At 64.2% G+C, this 19,088-nt stretch carries 12 protein-coding genes and 3 rRNA genes; 14 read left to right on the plus strand and 1 reads right to left on the minus strand.

Translation table 11 applies throughout. The annotated features are described in order from the left end of the window. Positions 1 to 20 precede the first annotated feature (20 nt). On the plus strand, positions 21 to 1,886 hold the full coding sequence (locus tag LTA6_RS13470) for a glycerophosphoryl diester phosphodiesterase membrane domain-containing protein (RefSeq protein ID WP_407358060.1): 1,866 nt from the start codon (positions 21 to 23) through the stop codon (positions 1,884 to 1,886). Between the two features lie 37 nt (positions 1,887 to 1,923). Here the strand turns inward: LTA6_RS13470 and LTA6_RS13475 are convergent, their stop codons facing one another. Continuing rightward, positions 1,924 to 3,222 carry a CoA transferase gene (locus tag LTA6_RS13475; protein WP_407358061.1) on the minus strand — a complete coding sequence of 433 codons (1,299 nt, stop codon included), beginning with the start codon at positions 3,220 to 3,222 and terminating at the stop codon, positions 1,924 to 1,926. 645 nt (positions 3,223 to 3,867) lie between these two features. Here LTA6_RS13475 and LTA6_RS13480 point away from each other — a divergent pair. The 13 genes from LTA6_RS13480 (at position 3,868) to xerD (ending at position 19,029) form a co-directional block, all read left to right on the plus strand. Then, positions 3,868 to 5,390 (plus strand): 16S ribosomal RNA (locus LTA6_RS13480). Between the two features lie 430 nt (positions 5,391 to 5,820). Further along, positions 5,821 to 8,924 (plus strand): 23S ribosomal RNA (locus LTA6_RS13485). A gap of 107 nt (positions 8,925 to 9,031) precedes the next feature. Then, positions 9,032 to 9,148 (plus strand): 5S ribosomal RNA (rrf, locus tag LTA6_RS13490). The 16S, 23S and 5S rRNA genes sit together here, the layout of an rRNA operon. A 146-nt stretch (positions 9,149 to 9,294) precedes the next feature. Then, entirely contained in the window at positions 9,295 to 10,275 is a 981-nt protein-coding gene (locus LTA6_RS13495) for a hypothetical protein (RefSeq protein ID WP_407358062.1), read from the plus strand. 47 nt (positions 10,276 to 10,322) lie between these two features. Further along, positions 10,323 to 11,168, plus strand: coding sequence for a hypothetical protein (locus LTA6_RS13500; RefSeq protein WP_407358063.1), 846 nt, complete (start codon positions 10,323 to 10,325; stop codon positions 11,166 to 11,168). Then, positions 11,168 to 12,205 carry an HAD-IIA family hydrolase gene (locus LTA6_RS13505; protein WP_363547658.1) on the plus strand — a complete coding sequence of 346 codons (1,038 nt, stop codon included), beginning with the start codon at positions 11,168 to 11,170 and terminating at the stop codon, positions 12,203 to 12,205. The genes LTA6_RS13500 and LTA6_RS13505 overlap by 1 nt, the downstream gene beginning before the upstream one ends. Positions 12,206 to 12,271: 66 nt before the next feature. Continuing rightward, positions 12,272 to 12,448 (plus strand): hypothetical protein, encoded by a 177-nt coding sequence (locus LTA6_RS13510; protein ID WP_363547655.1) that lies wholly within the window; start codon positions 12,272 to 12,274, stop codon positions 12,446 to 12,448. Beyond that, positions 12,445 to 13,242: a TlyA family RNA methyltransferase gene (locus tag LTA6_RS13515; RefSeq protein ID WP_341974267.1), complete on the plus strand. Its 798-nt coding sequence runs from the start codon at positions 12,445 to 12,447 to the stop codon at positions 13,240 to 13,242. The genes LTA6_RS13510 and LTA6_RS13515 overlap by 4 nt, the downstream gene beginning before the upstream one ends. Beyond that, positions 13,239 to 14,159, plus strand: a complete 921-nt coding sequence (locus LTA6_RS13520; protein ID WP_407358064.1) for an NAD kinase — start codon at positions 13,239 to 13,241, stop codon at positions 14,157 to 14,159. Before LTA6_RS13515 ends, LTA6_RS13520 begins: the two co-directional genes overlap by 4 nt. Further along, entirely contained in the window at positions 14,156 to 15,847 is a 1,692-nt protein-coding gene (gene recN, locus LTA6_RS13525; RefSeq protein ID WP_341974269.1) for a DNA repair protein RecN, read from the plus strand. Before LTA6_RS13520 ends, recN begins: the two co-directional genes overlap by 4 nt. Positions 15,848 to 15,864: 17 nt before the next feature. Continuing rightward, the gene (locus LTA6_RS13530; RefSeq protein ID WP_407359282.1) at positions 15,865 to 17,562 is read left to right on the plus strand and encodes a CTP synthase; all 1,698 of its coding nucleotides are present in this window, start codon (positions 15,865 to 15,867) and stop codon (positions 17,560 to 17,562) included. Then, positions 17,555 to 18,124 carry an NUDIX domain-containing protein gene (locus tag LTA6_RS13535; RefSeq protein ID WP_407358065.1) on the plus strand — a complete coding sequence of 190 codons (570 nt, stop codon included), beginning with the start codon at positions 17,555 to 17,557 and terminating at the stop codon, positions 18,122 to 18,124. The genes LTA6_RS13530 and LTA6_RS13535 overlap by 8 nt, the downstream gene beginning before the upstream one ends. A gap of 2 nt (positions 18,125 to 18,126) precedes the next feature. Continuing rightward, positions 18,127 to 19,029, plus strand: coding sequence for a site-specific tyrosine recombinase XerD (gene xerD / locus LTA6_RS13540; RefSeq protein WP_407358066.1), 903 nt, complete (start codon positions 18,127 to 18,129; stop codon positions 19,027 to 19,029). Positions 19,030 to 19,088: the final 59 nt, after the last annotated feature.

Genomic DNA, 19,088 nt, shown 5'->3' on the forward strand with positions numbered 1-19,088 from the left:
GACCGTGGTTGAATTCTGAGATGGCGCGCCTCGCACTTCCGGTCGGCCGCAGCCTCGCGTCCGGTTATCGTCTGACGCGACGAAGCTTCGGCCGCACTTTCGTGCTGGTGGCGCTGGTGCAAGGGGCAGTGGCGATCGTTGCGGCGCCGCTTCTGGCTGGAATGTTCTCGATCGCCGCGAGAGCGTCGGGTCTGACCGCCGTCACGACGACCTCGGCGGCGCAGTTCCTGCGGAGCCCTCTCGGAGTCGGGATCGCCGTGGCGTCTCTCGTGCTGGTCGTGCTGACTCTGCTCACGCAGGCCGCCGTGTTCGCGGTGGTCGCCGACGAGCGACGACGCGGACGGCTGGCCGTTGTCGGTGCGATCGCGCATCGGATCGGCGCTCGAACCCTTGTGCTCCTTCGACGGCCTTCGACCCTGTTGCTCGTCCCGTACCTGGTGCTCATCATTCCGCTGGGGCATGCCGGGATCGGCTCGGTCCTCACCCAGTGGGTCGCGATTCCGGCCTTCGTGACCGACGAGGTGATGAAGACTCCGCTGCACGCCGTGCTCTACACACTCGTGCTGGCCGTGGTGTGGTGGGTCAACCTGCGACTCATCTTCACGATCCCCCTCCTCGTGCTCGAGCCGATCAGCGTTCCGGCGGCGATTGCGCGCAGCTGGCAGATCACTCGCTGGCGGAGCATCCGTGTGGTCGTGCTGCTCGCAGGCGTCCTCGTGCCGATGACCGCCGCGCTGGGAGTGCTCGCACTGGTCACGCCGCTGGCGACGTATGCATCCGACGCCTGGGCTCCGTCGGCATCGATCGCGGTCGGGGCGATCAGCCTCGGAGTCGGCCAAGTCGTCGCTTTCTTCATCGTCGGCCTGTTCCTGATGGTGCAGACGCAGGTGCTCGTCACGGCAGCGGCCTCCGCAGGTGCGCTCGCGTCGGTGGTCCCGCACGAAGAGCCGCTGAGCATTTCGTCCCGGGACGACCCTGTCGCCGAGGCAGCGCCGAGAGACGCAACGCCTTCGCGGGCCGCCCGCGCGCGGGCGATCATCGCCGGCGCCGGCGCGGTGGTCGCCAGCGCGGTGCTCGCAGCCGGGGCGGTCCCGCCCCTCGCGGAGATCGCAGATGGTGCGACGACGGTGCTGGCTCATCGGGGATTCACCGAGCGGGGTGTCGAGAACACACTGGGATCGCTCGACGCCGCGCACGCCGCCGGCGCCGAACTGGTCGAGATGGACATCCAGCAGACCAGCGACGGCGGCTGGGTTCTCATGCATGATCCCGACCTGAATCGTCTCGCCGGCCTGGACACGTCCATCGCGCGACTGACGGTTGCGGAGGCGACTGGCGTCACGGTACGCGACGACATCGGGCATGCCGAACCGATTCCGACCCTTGAGCAGTACCTTCAGCGTGCCGATGATCTCGGTCAGCAGCTGCTGATCGAGATCAAGGTGCACGGAGGTGAATCGGAGGGTTTCGTCGCTGAACTCATCGAGATCATCGACCGCGTCGACGGCGCCGACGAGCACATTTATCACACGCTCAGTGCCGACGTGGTCGAGGAGTTCACGGCGCTGCGCCCCGACTTGACGATCGGGTTCATCGTTCCGCTGGCTTATGGAGGTGTGCCGCAGACGCCTGCATCATTCCTGGTCGTCGAGCAGAGCGTCTACACCAGGGCGCTTCGAGATGCGGTATGGGCAGAAGGCAAGTCGCTCTATGTCTGGACGGTGCAGGATGCCGCGCAGATGCGTGCGCTGTATCGCGACAACGTCGATGGAATCATCACGGACCATCCCGACATCGCGCTGCGTCAACTAGACGAAGTCGCCTCGGAGTCCGCGCTGTCTGCCCGGCTGGTCGACGCCGTCGACAGGTTGTTCATCAGCCCGTAGGCTGCGCCGCTTTGCAGGGTCCGGCGGTTCGCGATGCTCACCAGCGCGGCTGATCACCCGACCAGGGGTGTGGAGCCTCGAACTCGAACCAGGGGAACACCGGCCGGGTCGTGACGATCTGTCGACCGGCGACCGTGAACCTCGCCGCGTGGGGGGTCGTGTCGATGTCGGCATCCGATCCGGGCTCCTGGCGGCGCGGCATCCCGAGCAGCTCAGCGGCGATGCGGCGCAGTGAGGTGCTCGCCCGCCAGCTGCCCCCGTGCAGGCGGCGGTGCTCGAGGATGATCATCGCGGACGCGGCGAGCAGATAGCCGGCACTGTGATCCAGGGCTTGGGCGGGGAGTGCGCCTGGCCGTCCGGCATCGGCGGACTCGATGACCGCGATTCCGGACTCGGCCTGCACGAGGCTGTCGAAGCCGCGCCGCGCCGGCTGCTCCGCTCCCCATGCGCTCAGATCCAGGACGGTGGTCCCCGGATGCTCCGCCGCCAGGGCATCCGGAGCGAGACCGAGGCGGGCGAGCGCGCTCGGGTGATAGCCGAGGACGACGACATCGGCTCCGGAAAGCAGTTCGCGGAATCTGTCGGAGCGCGCATCCAGCAGGGTTGAGCGCTTGCCGTGACCGGTGTCGAGGTGCTGCCATTCCGGTTCGGGGAGGTGCGGCGGGTCGATCCGCAGCACGTCGGCACCGAGCAATGCGAGAGTGCGGGTGCACACCGGCCCGGCGATCACACGGGTGAGGTCGAGCACGCGTACGCCCTCCAGCGGTCGGTCGCGGGGGGAGTGCCGGAGAACGCGTGCTGGTGCGCCCTCGGTGTGCTGAATCTCGACGATCGGACGCTCGCGCAGTGAGGCATCGAACTCCGGACGCTCATCGGCCACTTCGACGGCGAGTCCACCCGCGCCGGAGATGCGGGTGCACGCCTCCCGCGATCCGATGCTCGCAAGGGCGGCGGAGATATCCCGAGACTCGGCGGTATCGGTCAACTGGAGTGCTTCGCGCATGGCGGCGGCATGGTGCGGGTAGTTGCCGTGCGTACGGATCCAGCCATCGGATGCCACCCAGAAGCCCGAGTACGGCGACCACACCGATGGAGCGGCGCCGTCGATGCGCAGCATTCGGTCGCTGCGGTACGACAGTGCGATCCGCACCGGGTCCAGCGCCGTGAGGTCGGCAGCCGCGCGTCCGGAGGCCAGAGCCGCCGCGGCGACGCTGGCCCACGCGAGGTCTCCGGTCGAGAGTCGGGAGGGGAGCGGAACGACAGGTGGCGCCGGGAGGTCGATGAGACGCCCGGGATCCCCGCCGAGCTCACGCCAGAAACGGGTGAGAACGCGCACGCCCGCATTCATGAAGCGGCACGGGCGTGGCGATGCTGAGACATGGTGCGATGCTACTCCGAGCCCCGCGCTGGGCCGAAATACGGGCTGACCCGGGGGAATCCGCCACGGGCTGTCCACGACACGCCCGGGAGGGGTGCCCCGATTTGCCAGATCCCCGGGATCCGCGTAACTTATTACTTGTTCGCCCCACAGGGAAGCGGAGAGGCCGAGAGCTTCACCCCCCTCAAGCGGAGAACCACCTCCCGATCCACTCTCTTGAGAGTTCAGGCGCTTGCGTCTAGGATGGGAGATTCCACCTCTTCTGCAGCTTGTTTCGGCTGCGCAGCGGATCTCAGATCTGCTCAGCGCGTCGATTTGACAAGCGGGAGGAAGTGGGTAAGATAGAGAAGTTGCCCTTCGGGCCTGGTCGTGATGGCTGGGTCGTGGGAGCATCCGATCCTTGAGAACTCAACAGCGTGCACTTGTCAAATGCCAAATTATCCTCGTCCAAGCCTTTTGGTTTGGTTGAGAATTCCTTTGGATCAAAGACCAATCCCCTTTGTTGGGGGTTGGCATTCGGATGAAGTCAGCAATGAATTTGTCTCTTTGGTCGGTATCAAACTCGCTGCCCCACCGTTTTCCCGGTGGGGTATGCAATTTCTTTTTATGGAGAGTTTGATCCTGGCTCAGGATGAACGCTGGCGGCGTGCTTAACACATGCAAGTCGAACGGTGAAGCCCAGCTTGCTGGGTGGATCAGTGGCGAACGGGTGAGTAACACGTGAGCAACCTGCCCCTGACTCTGGGATAAGCGCTGGAAACGGCGTCTAATACTGGATACGAGACGTGACCGCATGGTCAACGTTTGGAAAGATTTTTCGGTTGGGGATGGGCTCGCGGCCTATCAGCTTGTTGGTGAGGTAATGGCTCACCAAGGCGTCGACGGGTAGCCGGCCTGAGAGGGTGACCGGCCACACTGGGACTGAGACACGGCCCAGACTCCTACGGGAGGCAGCAGTGGGGAATATTGCACAATGGGCGGAAGCCTGATGCAGCAACGCCGCGTGAGGGATGACGGCCTTCGGGTTGTAAACCTCTTTTAGCAGGGAAGAAGCGAAAGTGACGGTACCTGCAGAAAAAGCGCCGGCTAACTACGTGCCAGCAGCCGCGGTAATACGTAGGGCGCAAGCGTTATCCGGAATTATTGGGCGTAAAGAGCTCGTAGGCGGTTTGTCGCGTCTGCTGTGAAATCTGGGGGCTCAACCCCCAGCCTGCAGTGGGTACGGGCAGACTAGAGTGCGGTAGGGGAGATTGGAATTCCTGGTGTAGCGGTGGAATGCGCAGATATCAGGAGGAACACCGATGGCGAAGGCAGATCTCTGGGCCGTAACTGACGCTGAGGAGCGAAAGGGTGGGGAGCAAACAGGCTTAGATACCCTGGTAGTCCACCCCGTAAACGTTGGGAACTAGTTGTGGGGTCCATTCCACGGATTCCGTGACGCAGCTAACGCATTAAGTTCCCCGCCTGGGGAGTACGGCCGCAAGGCTAAAACTCAAAGGAATTGACGGGGACCCGCACAAGCGGCGGAGCATGCGGATTAATTCGATGCAACGCGAAGAACCTTACCAAGGCTTGACATATACGAGAACGGGCCAGAAATGGTCAACTCTTTGGACACTCGTAAACAGGTGGTGCATGGTTGTCGTCAGCTCGTGTCGTGAGATGTTGGGTTAAGTCCCGCAACGAGCGCAACCCTCGTTCTATGTTGCCAGCACGTAATGGTGGGAACTCATGGGATACTGCCGGGGTCAACTCGGAGGAAGGTGGGGATGACGTCAAATCATCATGCCCCTTATGTCTTGGGCTTCACGCATGCTACAATGGCCGGTACAAAGGGCTGCAATACCGCGAGGTGGAGCGAATCCCAAAAAGCCGGTCCCAGTTCGGATTGAGGTCTGCAACTCGACCTCATGAAGTCGGAGTCGCTAGTAATCGCAGATCAGCAACGCTGCGGTGAATACGTTCCCGGGTCTTGTACACACCGCCCGTCAAGTCATGAAAGTCGGTAACACCTGAAGCCGGTGGCCTAACCCTTGTGGAGGGAGCCGTCGAAGGTGGGATCGGTAATTAGGACTAAGTCGTAACAAGGTAGCCGTACCGGAAGGTGCGGCTGGATCACCTCCTTTCTAAGGAGCAACTGGCAGCTTTGCTGTCCAGACCCCAGATCGGGCCCGTTCGTGGTTCGCTGGGAGCTCATGGGTGGAACATTTGACATGGTGCGATCGATGAAAGTTTCTTCTAGTACACCGCTTGCGGTTGGAACGGGGAGGGTTTCGGATGTTGCATCTGCACGCTGTTGGGTCCTGAGGGACCGGATGAGCTTTGACCTTTCGGGGTTGTGAGCGCAGTCGGTTACTCTGGGCCTCTTTCTGTTTCCCCCGGTTTTGTGGGGTTGTGGATTGGGGCACCGCCCGTACTTTGAGAACTACACAGTGGACGCGAGCATCTTGCAATGCACTCTTTGAGTGTGTTGCACAAGATGATCTTAAAGATCATTAGTCAATTTCAGATCCAGTTTTAGTGACTGGGTCGAGTTTTTGATTCAAACTCATGTGATTTCAAGTCTTTAAGAGCAAACGGTGGATGCCTTGGCATCTGGAGCCGAAGAAGGACGTAGCAATCTGCGATAAGCCTCGGGGAACTGATAAGCAAGTTTTGATCCGAGGGTGTCCGAATGGGGAAACCCCGCTGGGCGGCGTGCCGACCTAGTGACTCCCGCCTGAATATATAGGGCGGGTAGAGGGAACGTGGGGAAGTGAAACATCTCAGTACCCACAGGAAGAGAAAGCAACCGCGATTCCGTTAGTAGTGGCGAGCGAAACCGGAACAGGCTAAACCTAGCGTGTGTGATAGCCGGCAGGTGTTGCACGTTGGGGGTTGTGGGACTTTTCAGTCATTTCTGCCGAGATGGCGGCGTTACAAGAAGGTATAGACGAACGGTCTTGAAAGGCCGGTCATAGAGGGTGCCAACCCCGTAGTCGAAATGCCTCTCTTGGCGCGAAGAGTATCCCAAGTAGCACGGGGCCCGAGAAATCCCGTGTGAATCTGTCAGGACCACCTGATAAGCCTAAATACTCCCAGATGACCGATAGCGGACAAGTACCGTGAGGGAAAGGTGAAAAGTACCCCGGGAGGGGAGTGAAATAGTACCTGAAACCGTTTGCTTACAAACCGTTGGAGCCTCCTTAGTAGGGGTGACAGCGTGCCTTTTGAAGAATGAGCCTGCGAGTTAGCGATATGTGGCGAGGTTAACCCGTGTGGGGTAGCCGTAGCGAAAGCGAGTCTGAATAGGGCGATTCAGTCGCATGTCCTAGACCCGAAGCGAAGTGATCTATCCATGGCCAGGTTGAAGCGACGGTAAGACGTCGTGGAGGACCGAACCCACTTAGGTTGAAAACTGAGGGGATGAGCTGTGGATAGGGGTGAAAGGCCAATCAAACTTCGTGATAGCTGGTTCTCTCCGAAATGCATTTAGGTGCAGCGTTGCGTGTTTCTTGCCGGAGGTAGAGCTACTGGATGGCCGATGGGCCCTACAAGGTTACTGACGTCAGCCAAACTCCGAATGCCGGTAAGTGAGAGCGCAGCAGTGAGACTGTGGGGGATAAGCTTCATAGTCGAGAGGGAAACAACCCAGACCACCAACTAAGGTCCCAAAGCGCGTGCTAAGTGGGAAAGGATGTGGAGTTGCTGTGACAACCAGGAGGTTGGCTTAGAAGCAGCCACCCTTGAAAGAGTGCGTAATAGCTCACTGGTCAAGTGATTCCGCGCCGACAATGTAACGGGGCTCAAGCACGCCACCGAAGTTGTGGCATTGACATTATTGGTAGGCCTTCGTGGTCCAGCCGTGTTGATGGGTAGGAGAGCGTCGTGTGGCCAGCGAAGCGGCGGTGTGAACCAGCCGTGGAGGCTACACGAGTGAGAATGCAGGCATGAGTAGCGAATGACGTGTGAGAAACACGTCCTCCGAAAGACCAAGGGTTCCAGGGTCAAGCTAATCTTCCCTGGGTAAGTCGGGACCTAAGGCGAGGCCGACAGGCGTAGTCGATGGACAACGGGTTGATATTCCCGTACCGGCGAAGAACCGCCCAAGCTAATCCAGTAGTGCTAAGTGTCTGAATCCCAGTGACTGATCCCTTCGGGGTGACGCTCTGGGCCTAGCGCACGACCCCATTCTGGTGCGGTTAGCGTATTAACAGGTGTGACGCAGGAAGGTAGTCCAGCCGGGCGATGGTAGTCCTGGTGCAAGTGCGTAGGCCGAGTCGTAGGCAAATCCGCGACTCACATAGGCTGAGACACGATGCGGATAAAAAGTGGATGATCCTATGCTGCCAAGAAAAGCATCGACGCGAGGTTCAAGCCGCCCGTACCCCAAACCGACTCAGGTGGTCAGGTAGAGAATACCAAGGAGATCGAGAGAATCGTGGTTAAGGAACTCGGCAAAATGCCCCCGTAACTTCGGGAGAAGGGGGGCCTTCGGCGTATAGGGATTTACTCCCAAAAGCGTTTGGAGGCCGCAGAGACTAGTGGGTAGCGACTGTTTACTAAAAACACAGGTCCGTGCTAAGTCGCAAGACGATGTATACGGACTGACGCCTGCCCGGTGCTGGAAGGTTAAGAGGACCGGTTAGCCGCAAGGCGAAGCTGAGAATTTAAGCCCCAGTAAACGGCGGTGGTAACTATAACCATCCTAAGGTAGCGAAATTCCTTGTCGGGTAAGTTCCGACCTGCACGAATGGCGTAACGACTTCCCAACTGTCTCAACCGCGAACTCGGCGAAATTGCATTACGAGTAAAGATGCTCGTTACGCGCAGCAGGACGGAAAGACCCCGTGACCTTTACTACAGCTTGGTATTGGTGTTCGGTGTGGCTTGTGTAGGATAGGTGGGAGACTTTGAAGCGTGGACGCTAGTTCATGTGGAGTCATTGTTGAAATACCACTCTGGTCACTCTGGATATCTAACTTCGAACCGTAATCCGGTTCAGGGACAGTGCCTGGTGGGTAGTTTAACTGGGGCGGTTGCCTCCCAAAAAGTAACGGAGGCGCCCAAAGGTTCCCTCAACCTGGTTGGTAATCAGGTGTCGAGTGTAAGTGCACAAGGGAGCTTGACTGTGAGACTGACAGGTCGAGCAGGGACGAAAGTCGGGACTAGTGATCCGGCAGTGGCTTGTGGAAGCGCTGTCGCTCAACGGATAAAAGGTACCTCGGGGATAACAGGCTGATCTTGCCCAAGAGTCCATATCGACGGCATGGTTTGGCACCTCGATGTCGGCTCGTCGCATCCTGGGGCTGGAGTAGGTCCCAAGGGTTGGGCTGTTCGCCCATTAAAGCGGTACGCGAGCTGGGTTTAGAACGTCGTGAGACAGTTCGGTCCCTATCCGCTGCGCGCGTAGGAAATTTGAGAGGATCTGACCCTAGTACGAGAGGACCGGGTTGGACGAACCTCTGGTGTGTCAGTTGTTCCGCCAGGAGCACCGCTGATTAGCTACGTTCGGGATGGATAACCGCTGAAAGCATCTAAGCGGGAAGCCGGCCTCAAGATGAGATTTCCATACCTTCGGGTGAGAGGCTCCCAGCCAGACTACTGGGTTGATAGGCCAGATGTGGAAGCACGGTAACGTGTGCAGCTGACTGGTACTAATAAGCCGATGACTTGATAACACACCCGTTTGTTGGTGCTACGCGTCCACTGAGTGGTTCTCGATGTACGGTCGAGAACCACATAACAATGACTTTGTTATGTGTTTTGATTGAAACATCAATAGTGTTTCGGCGGCCATAGCGTGAGGGAAACGCCCGGTTACATTCCGAACCCGGAAGCTAAGCCTCACAGCGCCGATGGTACTGCAGGGGGGACCCTGTGGGAGAGTAGGACACCGCCGGACTTCTTTTAAGCAAATGGCCACCCATCGTTGGGTGGCCATTTCGCGTTAACAACACAAAAACGACACAGGGAGAATCATGCCGGAAGAAGGAGAGCGCCGTCCGCGTCGCAACGACGACAACGGATCGCGCGGAGACCGCACTTCTGGTGGTCGTTCCGGCAGCGCTCGTGACGGGGGCGCTCCACGGCGCGACGGTGATCAGCGTCGTTCGGATGCTCCGCGTCGTGACAGCGCTCCGCGTCGTGACAGCGCTCCGCGTCGTGACGGTGACAAACGTCCTTCTGGCGCTGGTGGCCGCGATGGTGCTCCGCGTCGCGAGGGCGGATACAGTCAGGGCGCTCCGCGTCGCGACAGTGGGTCCCGCTCCGATGGTGCTCCGCGTCGTGAAGGTGGGTTCCGTCGAGACGGTGACAACCGCGGCGATCGGGCGCCCCGCCGTGATGACGGACCGCGCCGCGATGGTGGAGCCCGTTCTGATGGTGCGCCCCGCCGTGAAGGTGGCTACCGTTCCGACGGGCCGCGCCGCGACGGTGGCCCTCGTTCTGATGGTGCGCCCCGCCGTGAAGGTGGCTACCGTTCCGACGGGCCGCGCCGCGATGGCGGCGCTCGTTCCGATGGCGCCCCGCGTCGCGACGGTGGCTACCGCTCAGACGGGCCGCGTCGTGATGGTGGTCCTCGTTCCGATGGTGCTCCGCGTCGCGAGGGTGGCTACCGCTCAGACGGGCCGCGCCGTGAGGGCGGCTACCGTTCCGATGCTCCGCGCCGTGATGGTGGTTCTCGTTCCGATGGTGCTCCGCGTCGCGAGGGCGGCTACCGTTCCGATGCTCCGCGCCGTGATGGTGGTTCTCGTTCCGATGGTGCTCCGCGCCGTGATGGTGGTTCTCGTTCCGATGGTGCTCCGCGTCGTGAAGGTGGTTACCGCTCCGATGCCCCGCGTCGCGATGGCGACAACCGTGGCGATCGTGGACCGCGTCGCGATGATGACCGTCGTTCCTTCCCGCAGCGTGGGGGAGGCGGCCGCACGCGTCCACTGCAGGCAGCTGATGAGCGTCCGCGTTCGAACGACCCGGAGATCCCCGAAGAGATCACCGCTCGTGACCTGCACCCTTCTGCTCGGAACGAACTGAAGACGCTCAGCAAGGAGAACGCCGATCAGGTCGCGCGCCATCTGGTGATGGCTTCGCAGCTCATCGACGAAGACCCGGCACTCGCGCACGCCCATGCTCTGGCGGCATCCCGTCGCGCCGGGCGCATCGCGATCGTCCGCGAGACGCTCGGGATCACTGCGTACGCGACAGAGGACTTCGCTCTCGCGCTTCGGGAACTGCGTACCTACCGTCGGATCTCCGGCAAGGATGACCAGATCGCGCTGATGGTCGACAGCGAGCGTGGCATCGGCCGGCCGGACCGTGCGCTCGAGACCGGTCGCGCGGTTGATCGCTCCGCGCTCGAGACTCCTGTGCGTGTCGCGCTGGCCATCGCGATGTCCGGCGCTCGCCTCGATCAGGGTGAGCTCGAGCTGGCGCTCGGTGAACTCGAGATTCCGGAGTTGGACCCCGATCGTGCGTTCGAGTGGAGTCCGGCGCTGTTCTCCGCACGCGCTGCCGTGCTCGAGGATCTCGGACGCGCCGACGAGGCTGCGTTCTGGGCGACGCGTGCCGATGTGGCCGCGGCCGCGCTCGGCATCGACGAGGAAGGCGACGAGGAGATCATCGTGGAGGACGGCCTCATCGAAGGCGATTTCATCGATGACGAGCTCTCCGCGGATGCCGCAGTCGAAGAGGGATCTCCTGAAGAGACAACTCCTGAAGACGCGGCTGCCGAGGAAGCATCAGGCGAGGAATCCTCGATCGCAGAGGCTTCGGTGCCGGATGCCGACGAGGACGACGCTTCCGTCGTTGACGTGGAGCCCACGGTCGAGGACGAGGTTCGTGAGCTCCTCGGCGAATCCGACGAGGACGACTCCGAAGACGAGGGCGACGGCCAGCAGGGATCCGAGGCGCCGGAGCAGGACGCGTAGTGGCGCTGTTCTCCAAGAAGCGCCCCACGCGCACGCCTCTGGACGGCGTCGACACGGTCCTGGCGGATCTCGACGGAGTCGTCTACGCGGGCGCAGGCGCGCTTCCGCACGCCGTCTCCAGCCTCAACAAGGCGGCCGAGACCGCGCGCATCGGCTACATCACCAATAACGCTTCGCGGACCGACGCGTCCGTCGCAGCGCATCTGACGAGCCTGGGGCTCGCTGTTGCGCCGTCGGATGTCGTGACCAGCCCGCAAGCGGCGATGCGCCTGCTGACGAAGCTCGTACCACCACCGGCCACGATCCTGGTGGTCGGAGGCGACGGGCTCGTCGATGAGGCGCAGAAGGCCGGCTATCGAGTCACTCGCAGCGCCGAGGACGGCCCTGCGGCCGTCGTGCAGGGCTTCGCCCCGCAGGTGGCATGGACAGACCTTGCCGAGGCCGCGTTCGCGCTGAAGCTCCCGGAGGAAGAAGGCGGCATCCCCTGGATCGCCACCAACACCGACTGGACGATTCCCCAGGAGCGCGGTGTCGCCCCGGGCAACGGAACCCTGGTGTCGGCGGTGCACACCGCGATCGGACGACTCGCGACCGTCGCGGGCAAGCCAGAGGTGCCGATCTTCGAGGAGGCGACCGCTCGTTTCGGTGCGCAGAAGTCGATGTTCATCGGCGACCGCCTCGACACCGATATCCTCGGCGCTTCGCGGGCGGGAATCGACTCCGCTCTGGTGCTCACCGGCATCGATCGGCCCAAGCACGTGCTTGCCGCTCCGGCGGAATCGCGGCCGACTTTCATCCTCAGCGACCTGCGGGAGCTGCACCAGCCCTACCCCCAGACGGTGGAGAAGGATGGCGTCTTCCATGTGAACGACGCCGCGGTGCGCGTGTCCGGCGCCGACGTCGAGATCGTCGCCGAGGGGAAGTCGCAGATCGACCTGCTCCGCGCCGGCGCTGCAGCCATCTGGGCATCAGGTACCGCGGTGTTCGTGCTGCGAGTACCGGAGCGGCTCTACGCCGACCCGTTCCACCGCCCCTGAATCGGCATCCGCCCTGGTACGCCGTGGCACCGCCCGCTGTCCGCCCCTCCGCGTACAGTAGAAGCTGTGAGCGAAGATTCGACGAGCACGCCGACCGACGGTCTGTGGAGTCGCCTGCGCCTGATCGAAGGGCAGCCGCTCCCGGCTCGGGCTGAGGCTTACTCCGCGCTGCATGACGAGCTCTCCCGCCGGCTCGAGGGTGGCGCGAAGCTCGAGCAGCGGGAGACCACAGGATCCCGATGACGCGTCTCGACGTCGCCCTCGCAGCCCGAGGCCTCGCCCGTTCACGCAATCATGCGGCCGCGCTCATAACGGACGGCCTGGTCAGCGTCGACGGCCGACCGGTCATCAAGGCGTCCACGCCCGTGCATGACGGTGCCGAGCTCGCAGTCGCCGGCACCGATCATTACGTCGGACGCGCTGCGCACAAGCTCATCGCGGCGATCGATGGTTTCGGCATCGCGGTCGACGGCCGCCTGGCCCTCGATATGGGCGCATCGACCGGTGGGTTCACTCAGGTGCTGCGCGAGCGCGGCGCCCGGCGCGTGCTCGCTGTCGACGTCGGCCACGGTCAGCTCGCTCCCTCGATCGCTGCGGACCCCGGGGTCACACCAGTCGAGGGGTACAACGTCCGCTACATGACGCCGGAGAATCTCGCCGAGGTGACCGGGGAGGACACCCCGCCCGACCTCATCGTCGGCGACCTCTCCTTCATCTCCCTCGAGCTCGTGCTGCCCGCGGTCGCGAAGGTCGCCGCGCCCACCGCAGACGTGATGCTCCTGATCAAGCCTCAGTTCGAAGTCGGACGCACGGCCGTCCGCGGCGGACTCGTCACAGACCCGGCAACCCGAGCGGATGCCGTGGCACGCACCGTCTGGAGCGCTTGGGATGTCGGACTCAGGATGCTCGGCATCCTCCCGTCGCCCATTCTCGGGACGCACGGCAACGCGGAGTATCTCGTGCACCTTGCACCGGAGCGCGGATCCGATCCGTCAGAATGGACCGAGACGATCAACGCACTGGCGGGGGCACGATGAACGAGCGCTACATCCTGGTCGTCGCCCATGCCGGTCGTGAGGACACCGTCCTGGCGGCCCGACGCGTGGTCGAGGCGCTCCGCGATGCCGGAGCGCGACCCGTTCTGTCTGCCGATGACCGCGCCGAACTCGCTGCGGTCGATGCGGGCTTCGTCGACGTGGACGTGCTCGGCGGCACCGTCGCGCAGTCCGCTCTCGAACTCGCCGTCGTCCTCGGCGGCGACGGCACGATCCTGCGGGCCGCGGAGCTGGTTCGAGGCTGCGGAGCGCCCGTGCTCGGGATCAACATGGGGCATGTCGGATTCCTCGCGGAGATCGAACGCGACGACATGGACGACGCCATGCGGCGCGTCATCGCCCGCGACTACGACGTCGAGGAGCGGATGGCTTTGTCCGTGCGGGTGAAGGACGCCGCCGGTGCCGTGATCTATGAGACCTGGGCGCTCAACGAGGCGACGGTCGAGAAGGCCAGCCGGGAGCGCATGATCGAAGTGGTGCTCGAGATCGACGGCCGCCCGCTGTCCACGTTCGGCTGTGACGGGATGGTCGTGTCCACGCCGACCGGTTCGACCGCCTACAACTTCTCCGGCGGCGGACCGGTGATCTGGCCGAGCGTCGAGGCGATCGCGGTGGTGCCGCTGTCCGCGCACGCGCTCTTCGCGCGGCCGCTCGTCGTCAGCCCGGATGCCGCCGTCGCCATCGAGATGCTGGAGCGCACCGACGGCTCCGGCATCCTCTGGTGCGACGGCCGGCGCTCGCACGACCTGCCGCCGGGTGCACGGGTCGTGGTGCGACGCTCTTCACGCCCGGTGCGACTCGCACGTCTGCATCCCTCTGCCTTCACCGATCGACTGGTGCGCAAGTTCCAGTTGCCGGTCGACGGCTGGCGCGGCCAGAGCGCGGGAACCGCCTCATGATCGAGGAGATGCGGATGCAGGGGCTCGGCGTCATCGCCGATGCGGTGCTGCCTCTCGGGCCGGGGTTCACTGCGATCACCGGCGAGACCGGCGCAGGCAAGACGATGGTCGTGACGGGGCTCGGGCTGCTGCTCGGCCAGCGCGCCGACTCCGGCGCCGTGCGCGCCGGCACAGGGCAGGCATCGGTCGCCGGCGTCTGGATCGTGCCATCCGCAGGCGACATCGCCGATATCGTCGCCGATGCCGGCGGCGACCTCGAACCGGCAGGAGATGGGCTCGCCGAGCTCTACGTCTCCCGCACCCTCAGCGCCGAAGGGCGCAGCAGGGCGAGCGTCGGGGGCCGTGCCGCACCGGCTGGAGTGCTCTCCGCACTCGCCGAGGAACTCGTCGTCGTGCACGGTCAGTCCGATCAGTTGCGGCTGCGCTCCTCCGTGGAGCAGCGCGATGCGCTCGACCGTTTCGGGGGAGCGCTGATCAGCACCTGCCTCGACGCGTACACGGCATCCTTCACGCGGTGGCGCGAACTCGATGCGGAGATCACCGAGATCACGGAGAACCGCGATCGACGCGCCGAGGAGGCCGGCAGGCTCAGGGAGGCTCTCGCGCTGATCGAGGCCACCGCTCCTGAAACGGGGGAGGACACCGCACTCGCGGAACGGGCAGAGAGACTGGCGAACGCGGAGGAGCTGCGGCTCGCCGCGGCGCTCGCCCGGGGCTCGCTGTCGAGTGACGAAGGCGATGCCGATGCCTCAGCGCTCGTCGCCGAGGCGCGGCGCGCACTGGAGCGTGCGACTGACTCGAAGCTCGCGGAGATCGCCGAGAGCCTCGCCGACGTCGGATACCGGATCGCCGATCTGGCAGGCCAGCTGTCGGCCTACCTCGCCGATCTCGACGAGTCCGGTCCGCACGAGCTGGCCGCCGTCGAGGAGCGCCGCGCTGCGCTCACGACGCTGATCCGTGCGCACGGCTCGCTCGACGAGGCGCTCGCACTCTGGGAGACCGGATCCGCGCGACTGGCTGAACTCGACGACGACGGCGAACGAATCGAACGGTTGGAGGCGGAGCGCGCCGCGGCACGAACCGTGCTCGACGAGGCGGCAGCACAGCTGACGGCGGCACGAACCGACGCCGCCACGCGACTGGGCGCAGCCGTCACCGACGAGTTGCACGCGCTGGCGATGCCGGACGCACGCCTCGAGGTTTCCGTCGCCGTCGGTGCGGAGAGCGCGCACGGCCGTGACGACGTGTCGATCCTGCTGGCTCCGCACCCCGGTGCCGAGCCGCGCGCCGTCTCCAAGGGCGCTTCCGGCGGCGAACTGTCCCGTGTGATGCTCGCGATCGAAGTCGTCATCGCCGGTACCGATCCGGTGCCGACGTTCGTCTTCGACGAGGTCGATGCGGGCATCGGCGGTGCCGCGGCGATCGAAGTCGGCCGGCGACTCGCCCGGCTCGCAGAATCTTCTCAGGTCATCGTCGTCACGCACCTGGCGCAGGTCGCGGCTTTCGCCTCGAACCACCTCTCGGTCGTCAAGGCCAGCGACGGCGCGGTCACGGCCTCCAGCGTGCGACGGCTGGAGGGCGCGGAGCGGGAAGCCGAGATGGCGCGACTGCTGTCGGGACTGACGGATTCGGACGCCGCGCTCACACACGCCAGAGAACTTCTCAGCCTCCGCGGCCTTGTTGCCTGATAGGATCGAAGCCCGTGATGAACTCTTCTGCCGCGGGCCCCAAGAACGACACGACCAAGCACATTTTTGTGACAGGTGGTGTCGTTTCGTCTTTGGGTAAGGGGCTCACCGCAGCAAGCCTGGGCAACCTCCTGACCGCACGCGGACTCCGCGTGGTCATGCAGAAGCTCGACCCGTATCTGAACGTGGACCCTGGCACCATGAACCCGTTCCAGCACGGTGAGGTCTTCGTCACCGACGACGGTGCCGAGACCGATCTCGACATCGGGCACTACGAGCGCTTCCTCGATATCAACCTCTCGCAGGCGGCGAACGTCACCACGGGGCAGATCTACTCGCAGGTCATCGCCAGGGAGCGCCGCGGCGAGTACCTCGGTGACACTGTGCAGGTCATCCCGCACATCACCGATGAGATCAAGCGCCGGATGCGCCTGCAGGCTTCTGAAGAGCCGCGCCCGGACGTCATCATCACCGAGGTCGGCGGCACGGTCGGCGACATCGAATCGCAGCCGTTCCTGGAGTCCGCCCGTCAGTTGCGCCACGAGCTCGGCCGCGACAGCGTGTTCTTCGTGCATGTCTCGCTGGTGCCGTTCATGGGGGCATCGGGGGAGCAGAAGACCAAGCCGACTCAGCACTCCGTGGCTGCCCTGCGTCAGGTCGGTATCCAGCCGGACGCTCTGGTGCTGCGCAGCGATCGGCCGGTGAGCGAGAGCAACCGCAACAAGATCGCCCTGATGTGCGACGTCGACGTCGAAGGCGTCATCAACACGGTCGACCTGCCGAGCATCTATGACATCCCGTCGACGCTCAACGATCAGGGTCTCGACTCCTACATCGTGCGCCGCCTGGGCCTCGACCAGAAGGCGGCGGACGAGGTCGACTGGACCCGGTGGAGCAAGGTGCTGCACGCCGTGCACAACCCGAAGCACGAGGTCACGATCGGTCTCGTCGGCAAGTACATCGATCTGCCTGACGCCTACCTGTCGGTGACCGAGGCGCTCAAGGCCGGCGGTTTCGCGCAGGAGACCAAGGTCAACATCCGCTGGATCCCGTCCGATCTGTGCGAGACGCCAGAGGGGGCGCAGGCGCAACTGTCCGAGCTCGACGGCATCTGCGTGCCGGGCGGCTTCGGTATCCGTGGCATCGAGGGCAAGCTCGGCGCACTGAAGTTCGCGCGCGAGCAGGGCATCCCCACACTCGGCCTCTGCCTCGGCCTGCAGTGCATGGTCATCGAGTACGCCCGTGACGTCGCCGGCATCGCCGGTGCCTCGTCCACCGAGTTCGATCCGGAGACCTCGGAGCCGGTCATCGCGACCATGGCCGAACAGGTCGAGATCCTCGACGGCGGAGACCTCGGCGGCACCATGCGCCTCGGGCTCTATCAGGCGGATCTCGCCGAGGGCTCGCTGGCGCGGGAACTTTACGACGCACCGCAGGCCTCCGAGCGTCACCGTCACCGCTATGAGGTGAACAACGCCTACCGGGACCGTCTCTCCGCGGCCGGTCTGGTGTTCTCCGGTCTCAACCCCGAACTCGACCTGGTCGAGTACGTGGAACTGCCGCGCGACGTCCACCCGTACTACATCGCCACCCAGGCGCACCCGGAACTGCGGTCGCGTCCGACTGCTCCGCACCCGTTGTTCCGTGGGCTGGTCGGCGCGGCGATCGAACGGCACCGCTCCAGCGAACTGTTCGATGTCAGCGAAGATGACTGACCTGCGCGACGAGCCCTTCTCGCCGGAGATCGTCGCCAGCGAGAAGGTCTACCAGGGCGCGGTGTGGGATGTCCGCTCCGATCGGTTCCGCTACGGCGACGGCGAGATCGTGCGCCAGTACGTGGACCACACCGGTGCCGTCGCGGTCGTGGCGGTGGATGACGAAGGGCGGGTGCTGCTGATCCAGCAGTACCGGCATCCGATCCGCTACCGCGATTGGGAGCTGCCGGCCGGCCTCCTCGATATCGAGGGGGAGGAGCCTCTTCTCGCCGCTCAGCGCGAGCTCGCGGAGGAGGCCGATGTGACGGCAGCGCACTGGGAGCCGTTGGTGTCGACATACACGACGCCGGGCGGGAACAACGAGATCATCCATCTGTTCCTCGCCACCGGAATCTCCCGGGCGGCCACCGCTCATGATCGCACCGACGAGGAGGCCGACATCCGCGTCGAGTGGGTGCCGCTGAGCGAGGCCGTGGATGCTGTGCTCGAGGGACAGATGCGCAATGCGATCCTGTCGATCGGGGTGCTCGCAGCGGAGCGGCGCGGGGTCGGCGGGGCGTAGCCGTGCTGCTCGATCGGGCGCTGGATGCCTACCTGCGGCACATCACGATCGAACGCGGGCTGAGCGCCCATACGGTCGCCGCGTATCGGCGTGATCTGGACGGGTACCGGAACTGGCTTGTCGAGAACGGCATCGAGGAGACGGTCGACGTGTCCCCGGCGGTCGTCGGTCGATTCATCGCCGAGCGTTCTGCAGCGGACCCGCCGCCCGCTGCCACCAGCCTCGCCCGTCTGCAGTCATCGGTCCGCGGATGGCACCGTTTCCTCGCACGAGAGGGTATCGAGGCGGACGACCCGAGTGGCCGCCTGCGGCCCCCGAAGGCGCCGCAGCGGCTGCCGAAGGCGCTGACCATCGACCAGGTGGAGCGCCTGCTCGCCGCGCCTTCAGCGGAGGAGCCCCTCGGCATCCGCGATCGTGCGCTCCTGGAACTGCTGTACGCCACCGGGGCACGCGTGTCCGAAGCGGTGGGGCTCGATGTCGACGATCTGGCCCACGGCGACGTTCTGCGTCTGCGCGGAAAGGGATCGAAGGAGCGCATCGTCCCGCTGGGCTCATACGCGCGCATCGCCGTCGATGCCTACCTCACCCGTGTGCGCCCTGGGCTCGCGGCGAAGGGGCGCGCATCGGCACGGCTCTTCCTCGGCGCGCGGGGGGCACCTCTGTCCCGGCAGAGCGCGTGGCTCGTCATCCGCGCGGCCGCCGAGGGTGCTCAGATCACCGCGGAGGTCTCGCCGCACACCCTCCGCCATTCGTTCGCGACCCACCTGCTCCAGGGCGGTGCCGACGTGCGCGTCGTCCAGGAGCTGCTCGGTCACGCCTCTGTCGCGACCACGCAGATCTACACGCACGTGTCGGTCGACACCCTGCGCGACATCTACGCCACATCTCATCCGCGCGCCCGCTGATCGTTCTTTAGCATCCTCCGTTCCGAAAAGATGTGAATGTCCTGAAGTCCCCCGAAAGG

The organism is Microbacterium sp. LTA6, from assembly GCF_045690355.1.
Classification (GTDB): Bacteria; Actinomycetota; Actinomycetes; order Actinomycetales; family Microbacteriaceae; genus Microbacterium.

Bases quoted from the DNA above. Each gene is read 5' to 3' on its own strand.
- LTA6_RS13470 (WP_407358060.1), top strand. From the start codon at position 21: ATGGCGCGCCTCGCACTTCCGGTCGGCCGCAGCCTCGCGTCCGGTTAT.
- LTA6_RS13500 (WP_407358063.1), top strand. From the start codon at position 10,323: ATGGCTTCGCAGCTCATCGACGAAGACCCGGCACTCGCGCACGCCCAT.
- LTA6_RS13515 (WP_341974267.1), top strand. From the start codon at position 12,445: ATGACGCGTCTCGACGTCGCCCTCGCAGCCCGAGGCCTCGCCCGTTCA.
- LTA6_RS13530 (WP_407359282.1), top strand. From the start codon at position 15,865: ATGAACTCTTCTGCCGCGGGCCCCAAGAACGACACGACCAAGCACATT.
- LTA6_RS13520 (WP_407358064.1), top strand. From the start codon at position 13,239: ATGAACGAGCGCTACATCCTGGTCGTCGCCCATGCCGGTCGTGAGGAC.
- LTA6_RS13535 (WP_407358065.1), top strand. From the start codon at position 17,555: ATGACTGACCTGCGCGACGAGCCCTTCTCGCCGGAGATCGTCGCCAGC.
- recN (WP_341974269.1), top strand. From the start codon at position 14,156: ATGATCGAGGAGATGCGGATGCAGGGGCTCGGCGTCATCGCCGATGCG.